This window comes from Robertmurraya sp. FSL R5-0851 (assembly GCF_038002965.1).
Taxonomy (GTDB): domain Bacteria; phylum Bacillota; class Bacilli; order Bacillales; family Cytobacillaceae; genus Robertmurraya_A; species Robertmurraya_A beringensis.
The window spans coordinates 371,895-383,418 of the sequence record NZ_JBBOOE010000001.1 but is presented as its reverse complement, the minus strand read 5'-3'; the positions used below and the strand labels follow the sequence as shown (position 1 = coordinate 383,418).

Sequence of the window (11,524 nt, the reverse complement as noted above, 5' to 3'; positions counted from 1 at the left end):
CTTACTCAATAATCGGCGGAACTTTGATTTGTCCGTCCTGTTGATCTGGTGCATTTTTTAAGACAAGCTCTTGTGGCAAGCCTTCTTTTGAAACATCTTCTCTTAATACATTCTTAATATCTAAAACATGGGACGTCGGTTCCACATTTTCTGTATCAAGCTCGTTCAATTGCTCCGAGAATGTAATGATGGCATCCAGCTGTTTTTGAAAATTCACAGCTTCTTCTTCAGTAATCGCAAGTCTCGCTAAATGCGCCACATGCTTTACCTCATCGATGGAGATTCTTGACATCCTCTCACCTCCATAAATTTTTTTGAACTTTTCACACAATAATACACTGATGATATCAAAGATTTAGGCTTTGGGCAAAGAGAATCCAAAGAAAAAGCAGTCTACTTTTCGTGACTGCCGAGTTAATTGCCAAATAGCTTTCCAAAGAAGCCTTTTTTCTTTGGAGTTGGATCTATGGTTACTTTCTTTTCGACATAAATGCTTTCCTTATCTATTGCGTAATCATAGGCAAGAACAAGCCCCAGCTCCGAGTCATATTCTTTGTTTGTCACAAGCGTATACTCTACATCATATTGATCGGCTACTTTTTTATACTTAGACAAAAACTCGTAGCTCATGTTGCCATTCAAATAGAGATGTGCTTTTTTATTTTCTTTTAAAGCGGTCTCTACCTCTGGATAGATACCTGGTTCAATCAACTGTGGTTGTTTTAAGGCAATGACGACACGTTCTCGTAAGGTTCCTAAAAATCGGCGTCTTTCATCAGGATTGATTTCCTTTTTTCCATGAATCCCTTGCTGCAAATAATCATCAATATCCGGTCGCATATATCATCCCTCCTCCATAAATTTGTATGATACTCCCCTAATAATTGTTCGTATATAAAGTATAACCCAATCGTTAGGACAAAAAAACTCCTTCCCTTTTAAAGAGAAGGACAAAATGGAGGTTTACAAATAAAGGTGTAAAACAAGTTTGAATCCTCTTACTTTGTTGCAGTAAACTGCTCTTCTTCCGTTGAACCTTTTAAAGCAGTGGTGGAAGAAGTGCCACCAGAAATCACCATTGAGACTTGGTCAAAGTAACCTGTACCCACTTCTCGTTGGTGCCTTGTAGCCGTATAGCCATTTTCTTCGCTAGCAAATTCTGCTTGCTGAAGTTCTGAATATGCTGCCATTCCACGGTCCTTATAACCACGAGCAAGTTCAAACATACTGTGGTTAAGCGCATGGAAACCAGCTAGAGTGACAAACTGGAATTTGTAGCCCATTTTACCAAGCTCGATTTGGAACTTTGCAATCGTGTCATCATCGAGCTTCTTCTTCCAGTTAAACGATGGAGAACAATTATAGGCTAAAAGCTTTCCAGGGAATTTCTCATGGATCGCTTCGGCAAATCGACGGGCTTCTTCAATATTTGGTTCGGATGTTTCACACCAAATCAGATCGGCGTAAGGTGCGTACGCTAATCCTCTTGCAATGGCTTGATCAAGTCCTGCCTTTGTTCGGAAAAATCCTTCCGGTGTTCGTTCCCCTGTGATAAACGGAGCATCAATTGGGTCCACATCACTTGTAATTAGGTCCGCCGCATTCGCATCCGTTCTTGCCACTAGTACAGTTGGAACACCCATCACATCCGCAGCAAGACGCGCCGCAATGAGGTTGCGTACAGCGGTTTGCGTTGGAAGTAGTACTTTTCCGCCTAAGTGACCGCATTTTTTCTCAGAAGACAGTTGATCTTCAAAGTGAACACCCGCCGCGCCTGCTTCAATCATGCCTTTCATCAGTTCAAAACAGTTTAATTGTCCACCAAAGCCAGCCTCTGCATCTGCCACAATCGGGGCAAACCAATCGATCGAGTCGTCTCCTTCTGAATGAGTAATTTGGTCCGCGCGTTGTAATGCTTGATTAATTCTCTTTACCACACTCGGTACAGAGTTTGCTGGATACAAGCTTTGATCGGGATACATATGTCCAGAAAGGTTCGCATCTGCTGCCACTTGCCACCCGCTTAAGTATATTGCCTTCAAGCCCGCCTTCACCTGTTGAACCGCTTGATTGCCCGTTAATGCGCCAAGCGCGTTTACGAAGTCTTCTTCATTCACCAGCTTCCACAACTTTTCTGCTCCCCGACGAGCCAGCGTATGTTCGATATCAATAGATCCTCTTAGTTTAATCACCTCTTCGGCAGAATACGGTCTTTCAATCCCCTTCCAACGCGCATCCATTTCCCAGCTCTCCTGTAACTCTCTTACTCTTTCATTTGTCATTGTAAAAACCTCTCCCTTCGATTTTTGTCCCTTTTGTTATAATACAGTTTTCTTTACATGTTGTATTATATAACAGAGATTTGGAGATAGGAACCACTTTTTATAAAATTTTCAGATTATTTTTTCGACAAAATCTCCAAAGCAGAAGCGGCTTGGCTAGGGGCGACAGATGATATTTTCTAATTGACCAGTTGAGGATCAGTGGGGCTCTAGCGGGCAGTTAGAACTCTCCTATTGGACCATCTGAAACCATTTCGGGCTCCAACGGGCAATTAGGACTTCTCTATTTGACCGCCAGCCACCCATTCAGACTCCGGCGGGCAATTAGAACCTCTCTATTTGACCGCCAGCCACCCATTCAGACTCCATCGGGCAGTTAGAATCTCTCTATTTGACCGACAGCCACCCAAACAGACTCCATCGGGCAATTAGAACCTCTCTATTTGACCGCCAGCCACCCATTCAGACTCCAGCGGGCAGTTAGAATCTCTCTATTTGACCGACAGCCACCCATTCAGACTCCAGCGGGCAATTAGAACCTCTCTATTTGACCGCCAGCCACCCATTCAGACTCAAACGGGCAATTAGGCTCTAGCAAGCAAGGCGACACAAAAAACCACTCGCAAACTCGCGAGTGGTTCATCCATTATTTACTCTCAATATCATTCTCAACCGCTTCAACAAATTCCTCTTTAATGATTTTCCGCGGTTCATTCCCTGTTAAGCTAAACACAACAATCGCAATCGTCGCTAAAATAAACCCAGGCACAATTTCATATAATTCAAACGGGATCATGCCAGCCACAGTTAACTGCTTCCACATAACCACGGTAACAGCACCTGTGATCATCCCCGCTAATGCACCATTTCGGTTCATTCGCTTCCAATAAAGAGACAGGATGATTACCGGACCGAATGCCGCTCCAAATCCACCCCAAGCATAACTAACAAGGTCTAAGATAGACGCTCCACCATTTTCAGGATTGCCTGTATAAGCAAGTGCAATGGCAACAAGAGCAATCACGATGACTCCTGCTCTACCAACCCACACCAATTCTGCATCACTAGCATTCTTTCGGAACAGCGCTTTGTAGAAGTCTTCAGCTAACGCACTGGAAGATACTAATAGCTGTGAATCAATGGTACTCATAATTGCCGAAAGAATGGCAGCAAGCAGAATTCCTGATACCCAAGGATTAAACAAGAAATCTGAGAAAAAGATAAACACTTTCTCACTATTATTTACGTCGGCTGAAATTAGTGGATTATCAGCAAAATAAGCGATTCCGACCAACCCTACAATAATCGCACCAGCAATCGAAATGGTCATCCAGCTCATCCCAATCCATCTGGCTTTTCTTACTTCCTCCGTAGATCGAATGCCCATAAAGCGGGTGATAATATGCGGTTGACCGAAGTACCCTAATCCCCAAGCAAGTAATGAGATCGTCCCTAAAGCCGTGACGGAATCAAACGCATTGAGATAGGATGGATCAATGCTGCGGATGGCGTCCATCGATTCACCCCAACCACCTAATTTAAAAATTGCGACAATCGGAACAATCACCAATGCTAAGAACATTAATAACCCTTGGAAAAAGTCCGTCCAACTCACCGCTAAGTAGCCTCCTAAGAAAGTATACGAAATAATAACAATGGCTCCGATAAAGAGAGCTGTATTATAAGACATTCCAAACGTTTCTTGGAATAACAGTGCTCCTCCTACTAAACCTGAGGACGCGTAAAAGGTGAAAAAGATTAGTATGACTAACGCGGAGATCACTCGTAGTAAACGTGATTGATCTTTGAAGCGATTTTCAAAAAAATCGGGGACCGTAATCGAATCATTCGCCACCTCAGTGTACGATCTTAGTCTGGATGCGACAAATTTCCAGTTTAAATAGGCACCAATAATTAACCCAACACACATCCAAATGGAATCCAAACCTGTGGCATAAGCGAGCCCTGGTAAGCCAAGCAGCAGCCATGAACTCATATCAGAGGCTCCAGCACTTAAAGCTGTGACACCAGGTCCAAGACTTCTTCCTCCTAAGACATAGTCCGATAGATTGCTAGTTAGCTTAAATGAGATCAAACCAATGATCAGCATGCCAACTAGATACACAATAAAAGTAACTAACGTAGCTGTTTCCATATTTTTTTCACATTTCCCCTCTCAACGATTTTATTGGTTCATACAATCTTTCTGTAAAATTATACACATGATTTCTTGCCGTGGCCGAACCAACATAACAAGCGTAGCATACATACTAGGTTCTATCTAACTGAATTATCTGAAAACTAAAGGATTAATTCATAAATATTCATAGGTTCTGTATGATTATAGGGCTCAACTCCCCGTTTACTGATATGTATACACTGAAATTTATAAAATTAAGTTGGAAAAATGGGCTTTTCGGGTGGAATTCTAGTGAACTAACTCTTACATTTTTCTTAATTTTTATGACTCCTCAAGTGGTATTTCCCTTTCCGTGATGTCATAACTCTGTTCTTATGACTTATCGTTCTCATTTTCGTTCTCATTTTCCTTCTCGTTTACGTCATAATCTCCTTCTTATGACTCTTCTCGAGCCTTCAACCTTCGCGCTCACGTCATAACTACCACCACCCCTTGCTCCAGAAGCACCCAACTCACCAAAAAACACCACCCCCAACTGGAGTGGTGCTACCATATTAATTAATACAATTCAGATGTTGTTTTAGCCTGCAGATGCAGCAGCAAGTAGTCAGGTCCGCCCGCTTTTGAGTCGGTTCCTGACATATTGAAGCCTCCGAATGGCTGGTACCCGACAATCGCACCTGTACAGCCACGGTTAAAGTATAGATTTCCTACGTGGAAGTCTTCGCGTGCTTGTTGCATGTGTTCACGGTTGGTTGTTATAACCGCTCCTGTTAATCCATATTCCGTGTTATTTGCGATGCTAATGGCTTCTGTAAAGTCCTTAGCTTTTGTAAAACCAACAACCGGTCCAAAGATTTCTTCTTGCATCAATCGTGCATCCGGGGCTAAGTCAGCGAAAACGGTAGGCTTAATGAAAAAGCCTTTCGAGTTATCTCCCCCTCCTCCAGCGACTAAACGGCCTTCCTTTTTTCCCATATCAATATAACTCATGATTTTTTTAAAAGCACTTTGATCGATCACAGGTCCCATAAACACGCTTTGCTCTTCCGGATTACCAAGAGTTAACTGATTGGTTAACTCCACCACACGCTTTAATACGGTATCGTAAACATCCTCTACGATAACTGCACGGGAGCACGCAGAACATTTTTGACCCGAGAAGCCAAATGCCGAGGCAACAATGGACTGCGCCGCTAATTCAAGATCCGCTTCCTTATCAACGACGATCGTGTCCTTTCCACCCATCTCAGCAATCACACGCTTTAACCAAATTTGTCCTTCATTCAATTTAGAAGCACGCTCGAAAATGCGAAGTCCCACATCTCTTGATCCTGTAAAGGAGATAAAACGTGTATCCTTGTGATCAACCAAGTAATCACCCACCTCAGCTCCGCTACCAGGGACAAAGTTCAATACACCCTTCGGTAATCCCGCTTCCTCCATCACTTCCACAAACTTCGCTGCTACCACAGGAGTGGTGGAAGCTGGTTTTAGAAGAACGGTATTTCCTGCTACGATCGCGGCTACGGTTGTTCCAGCCATGATGGCTAGCGGAAAATTCCAAGGAGAGATGACAATTCCTACTCCCAATGGAATATAGTCATAACGATTAAATTCATTTGGTCGGCTATTTACCGGCACGCCGTCCTTCAGCAACAGCATTTGACGCGCGTAATATTCGAGGAAATCAATCGCTTCGGCTGTATCCGCATCCGCTTCTCTCCAAGGTTTCCCCGCTTCCTTTGTTAACAGGGCAGAGAATTCATGTTTGCGACGGCGAATAATTGCAGCGGCTTTAAAGAGTACATCTGCACGTAATTCTGGCTTTGTTTTTCTCCAAGTTTTAAATGCCTCCATAGCCGCTCGCATGGCTTTTTCTGCTAGTTCACGATTTGCCTTAGATACGCGTCCTACGACTTCTATTTTATGTGATGGATTATATGAAACAATTTTTTCTTCTGTAGAAACTCGCTCGCCACCAATGATTAAATCATAGTCCTGACCAAGATATCCTTCTACTGTTTGTAAGCCTAATAAATATCCTTCGCGTTCCTGATCATTAGAAAAGTCTGTGAATGGTTCATGTTTATACGGTTGCACCAATTCTTCCGCCTCCTTATGATAAAAACGTTCCATCCCCATTCTAGCATGCAAATGAACGCACCTTCAAATGAAGTAAAAAAAGACAAGGCATTCACCTTGTCTTTGGAATTATTGATAAATATGAACAAATGGTTCCTTGTCTCCAGCTTCTTTCACGATCAAACCTTCTTGTCCGTTCACGGATGTGATGTTCACCTCGACTGAATAATAGTCAGGGAAATGCTCCATCACCAATCCTGTTACGTACTGCGTGAAGCCCACTGCTTCTGCTTTTCCGTAGAACTGGATCGGGATATCGATTTTCAGCTCTTGAAGCTGATCTCCTACATAAAAAGCCTGACCTATAACACCATTAAAGTTTGGGAAATAGGTTTCCACGTCCTGTTTAAAATTCAAAAAGAAAGTCACATCATCACGATGGGCATTGGTTGCTTCGGTAGACGGAAACAGAAAATAATTTTCGTTCACACTCTGCCAAGCACCCAATTTTGAACTTCCTTTATCTGCTGATGCGTAAGCGATAAAATTCCCTGGAACGACAGAAGAGCGACTTTTCTGTTTAAAAAGGGCAATCGTAATAGGGACATTCGCTAAGCTCTTCATCCCACGTAGTCTCGTCAGTACTTCTGCCGCGATTCTCTTTCCTTCTTCTTCAAGTTTGGCTTGAGATATTTCGGATTCAAACGTGGCACCGTAAGCTTCCTTTTGGTAATAGTGGACAGAGTTTAATGCCAGACCGATCACCACTCCTCCGAGACGAACCGTTCCGTCTTCATCTTTAAGAAGATAGTTATGCTCAAGAAGATGCGCTAAATAAATCGGGTTCTGTTCATTATTCGCTGCTATATCCCCGCCTTCAGGAATTTGCGGATTCAAACCAATGTTTTCATTTTCTTTTAAACCAGCATCTTGTAGCTGCGTCGCCGTCATTTTACGGTTCAACCATAAACCAACCGTTTCCCGGTCAAGATTTTGCCCTTCCTTAAAAAGGTACTTATCTGGACCAAAGGATGTTTGCGCAAGCCTCATTAACCCTGTTTCAAACTCACTGATATCGTATCTTGTGTTTAAGTTATTTACGATTAACCCTCTTGCTTGTGATGGCTCGAAAGGAAGGATCGTCCGATAGTATTGATCAGAAATCTGATACTTCGGTATAATGGCCTTTTGCTTTGTATCTTCGTTTTCCTGTACCACCTCTTCTTGCTTCTGAAGATTAGGAGCACAGGCGGTTAAACTCAAGAGAACGGTAAGAGCAACCATTAGAATCTTCCTCATGGTATCACCTCTATTTCTTCAATTCTTCCACTAATCTCTCTTCATTCCATACTTCAATTCCTAGCTGTTCTGCTTTTGTTAATTTGGATCCTGCCTCTTCCCCAGCGATCACCAAATCTGTCTTCTTACTTACACTTCCTGCAACTTTCCCGCCAAACGCTTCGATTCTCTCCTTTGCCTCATTACGAGAAAGCTGTTCTAGCTTTCCGGTTAAGACAATCGTTTTCCCCGCAAAAAAATGATCAATGTTTTCAACAGCAACCTTTTTCGGCCCAAGGTAAGTGGTATTAACTCCTGCTTCTTTTAGCTCTTCAATTAATTCTTTCACTTCTTCAAGCTCAAAGTAAGCGACCACCGATTCGGCCATTTTTTCTCCGATTTCGTTGATGGCTGTTAACTCCTCAGCTGTAGCCACCGCGAGTCGGTCAATCGTTTCGAATTCCTGCGCAAGAGTTTTTGCTGCTTTGGCTCCCACGTGACGGATGCCTAATCCGAACAACAGCTTTTCAAGAGAATTGGCTTTTGAAGCATCAATCGCTTCAATCAGATTGTTAACTGACTTTTCTCCCATTCTCTCTAATTGAATCAACTGATCAAAGGTCAATTTATAAATATCTGCCACATCTTCAATCAATTGTTCGGCAAATAACTGACTGATGACCTTTTCACCAAGACCATCAATATTCATAGCGGTTCTTGATACGAAGTGGATCAATCCTTCTCTGATTTGCGCCGGACATTTCGGATTAATACAACGTAGCGCCACTTCCTCTTCAAGCCTCACTAGTTCACTTTCACATTCAGGACAGTGAGTGGGCATACGGAACTCTTCCTCTGCCCCTGTTCGTCTCTCAACGAGTACATTTACGACCTCTGGAATAATATCTCCTGCTTTTTTTACAACAACCTGATCGCCAATTTTGATGTCCTTTTCACGAATCAAATCTTCATTATGTAAAGAGGCCCGTTGTACGGTTGTTCCAGCTACACGGACTGGTTCTAAAATAGCCGTTGGTGTAACGACCCCTGTACGTCCGACACTTAACTCAATTGATTTTAAAGTCGTGACCACTTCTTCAGCTGGGAATTTGTATGCGACGGCCCAACGTGGGCTTTTGGCCGTTGTACCAAGCTCCTCTTGCTGTGCGAGGGAATCGACCTTAATCACAATCCCATCAATATCATACGGAAGATTTGGTCGCTGCTCCGTCCACTCATTCACATAAGAAATGACTTCCTCGATAGAAGCACATTTTCTTCTTTCCTTATTCGTTTTAAAACCTAGACTTTCTAGCAAATCTAAGCCTGCACTATGGGAAGTCACACCGGTCTCCCCTACATCTGCAATATTATATAGGAAAATATCCAAATTACGTGATGCAGCAATCTTTGGATCAAGCTGTCTTAGTGAACCGGCTGCAGCATTTCGGGGATTGGCTGCCAGCTCTTCCCCTCGTTCTGTCTTCAATGCATTCAATGCTTCAAACGATTTTCGAGGCATAAAGACCTCTCCGCGAGCTTCAATGGACACTGGTTCATTTAATCTTAGAGGAATGGATTTGATTGTACGTAAATTAGACGTAATATCCTCCCCAATGGTTCCATCTCCTCTTGTCGCTCCTTGAATAAACAAACCATTTTCGTAACGAAGCGAAACCGCTAGACCATCAATTTTCAATTCACACACATAAGAAATTTGATCTCCCACTGCTTGGCGAACACGTCGGTCAAAATCAAGCAAATCCTGCTCTCCGAAGGCATTGCCAAGACTAAGCATAGGCGATTGATGCTGTACCTTTTCAAACATATCTAAGACGGCTCCACCTACGCGTTGCGTAGGAGAGTCCGGACTTTTTAGTTCAGGAAAAGTTTCTTCCAGATTGATTAATTCTCTTAATAATTCATCGTATTCAGCATCTGAAGCGGTTGGTTGGTCTAATACGTGATATTCGTAATTTAACTGATTTAACTGGACATGCAGCTCTTGTACTCTTTTTTCCGCAGCTTGTTGATCCATGTACTCAACCCTTCCATCAGAACTATTTTAAAATAGAAAAATATTTTTCAATCAAACGTTTGATTGAATTGCCTTCGTGCCAGTTGTATCATGGTTTGAAGCAATTTCAATCAATCGTTTGATTGATTGAAATCCTTTATCCTTTTGTTATAGGAGCAAACTTCGCTAACAGTCGTTTGATCCCAACTGGTTTAGGAAATGCGATATCAAGCTCGATTCCTTCTCCTTCGCCTTTTACGCTAACCACGGTACCTGTGCCCCATTTTCCGTGCACGGCCTTGTCTCCCACTTTCCATCCAAGCTCTTCTCCACCCGTTGAATTCGTCATTGGACGAAGTACCGGCTTACGTACAGCCGCTGCTTGTCTAGCGGCAAAAGGACTGGCTGACTGTGATTGTAACGACGGCTTTTTCGGCTCTAATCCTTCGAGAAGATTTGCTGGAATCTCTCCTATAAATCGAGAAGGAGGGTTCATATTCGTACGCCCAAATAAGGTCCTCATTTGAGCATTGGTTATAAACAGTTCTTCCTCCGCTCTTGTGATTCCCACGTAAGCAAGTCGACGCTCTTCCTCCATCTCTGCTTCTTCCATAAGAGATCGGCTATGCGGGAACACTCCTTCCTCTAGTCCTAAAAGGAACACAACAGGAAATTCAAGACCTTTTGCGGAGTGCAAGGTCATCAACACAACGGTATCGACTTGCTTTCCGTCTTCATCCAACTTATCGATATCGGCAACAAGGGCAAGATCGGTTAAGAAGGCAATCAGACTTTTATCTTCATTTCCTTCTTCAAAGTTTTTCGTAACAGACAAAAATTCGTCCAAGTTTTCTAGTCGGCTTTGTGCTTCAATCGATTTTTCTGCCTTTAACATTTCATAATAGCCGGTTTTCTCTAACACTTCTTCTACAAGATCTGTCACCGATAAATACTCTTGCATATGCGTGTAGTTATTAATTAAATCGTAAAATTCACGACAAGCCTTTGTAATTTTCGGGCTTAATCCGATTAACTCAATCGATCCCAGTGCTTGGAACATAGACATATCATGCATGTCCGCAAAGTTCGCAATTTTATCAACCGAGCTCGACCCGACTCCTCTTTTTGGAACATTAATCACACGAGTTAGGCTGATATCATCATCTGGGTTTGCAATCAAGCGTAAGTAGGCCAGTGTATCTTTGATTTCTTTTCTGTCATAGAACTTCACCCCACCGACGATGGAGTACTCAATGTTCGACTTTAGTAACACTTCCTCCATTACACGGGACTGAGCATTGGTTCTATACAGGATGGCAAAGTCGGAGTATTTTCGTTTTCCGCTTTGAATAGCTTCCTTAATTTTTCCTGCTACGAACTGCGCTTCACTTTGCTCACTGTCCGCACGATAATAGAAAATCTTATTTCCTTCTGGATTCTCCGTCCAAAGATTCTTATCTCTACGATTTAAATTGTTCTTAATCACTTCATTTGCCGCAAAAAGAATTCTCTTTGTCGAACGATAGTTTTGTTCTAGAAGGATCACCTCTGAACGCGGATAATCCTTTTCAAACGAAAGGATATTAGCGATATCTGCCCCACGCCAGCGATAAATCGACTGATCCGAGTCCCCAACCACACATAGATTTTGGAACCGTTGCGCCATAAGTTTAACCAGCATATACTGAGCACGGTTTGGTTGCGATAGGTAAGACTTTGAAG

Annotated in this window: 7 protein-coding genes and 1 pseudogene; all 8 read right to left on the bottom strand. The window is 42.7% G+C overall.

The features are described from left to right. Position 1: 1 nt before the first annotated feature. Positions 2–292 (bottom strand): Asp-tRNA(Asn)/Glu-tRNA(Gln) amidotransferase subunit GatC, encoded by a 291-nt coding sequence (gene gatC, locus MKX65_RS02005; RefSeq protein WP_160548525.1) that lies wholly within the window; start codon positions 290–292, stop codon positions 2–4. A 122-nt stretch (positions 293–414) separates the two neighbouring features. After that, positions 415–840 carry a DUF1694 domain-containing protein gene (locus tag MKX65_RS02000; RefSeq protein WP_160548526.1) on the bottom strand — a complete coding sequence of 142 codons (426 nt, stop codon included), beginning with the start codon at positions 838–840 and terminating at the stop codon, positions 415–417. A 158-nt stretch (positions 841–998) separates the two neighbouring features. Then, positions 999–2,282 (bottom strand): isocitrate lyase, encoded by a 1,284-nt coding sequence (aceA, locus tag MKX65_RS01995; protein ID WP_160548527.1) that lies wholly within the window; start codon positions 2,280–2,282, stop codon positions 999–1,001. A gap of 646 nt (positions 2,283–2,928) precedes the next feature. Beyond that, complete coding sequence (gene putP / locus MKX65_RS01990; protein ID WP_340902033.1) at positions 2,929–4,437, bottom strand: sodium/proline symporter PutP; 1,509 nt, start codon at positions 4,435–4,437, stop codon at positions 2,929–2,931. A gap of 543 nt (positions 4,438–4,980) precedes the next feature. Next, on the bottom strand, positions 4,981–6,528 hold the full coding sequence (gene pruA, locus MKX65_RS01985; RefSeq protein ID WP_340902031.1) for an L-glutamate gamma-semialdehyde dehydrogenase: 1,548 nt from the start codon (positions 6,526–6,528) through the stop codon (positions 4,981–4,983). A gap of 108 nt (positions 6,529–6,636) precedes the next feature. Then, positions 6,637–7,806: a CamS family sex pheromone protein gene (locus MKX65_RS01980; RefSeq protein ID WP_160548529.1), complete on the bottom strand. Its 1,170-nt coding sequence runs from the start codon at positions 7,804–7,806 to the stop codon at positions 6,637–6,639. A gap of 10 nt (positions 7,807–7,816) precedes the next feature. Further along, positions 7,817–9,823 (bottom strand): NAD-dependent DNA ligase LigA, encoded by a 2,007-nt coding sequence (ligA, locus tag MKX65_RS01975; protein ID WP_340902026.1) that lies wholly within the window; start codon positions 9,821–9,823, stop codon positions 7,817–7,819. Positions 9,824–9,959: 136 nt separating this feature from the next. Beyond that, positions 9,960–11,498 (bottom strand): annotated as a pseudogene (locus tag MKX65_RS01970) (3'-5' exonuclease); the annotation flags it as partial. Positions 11,499–11,524 lie beyond the last annotated feature (26 nt).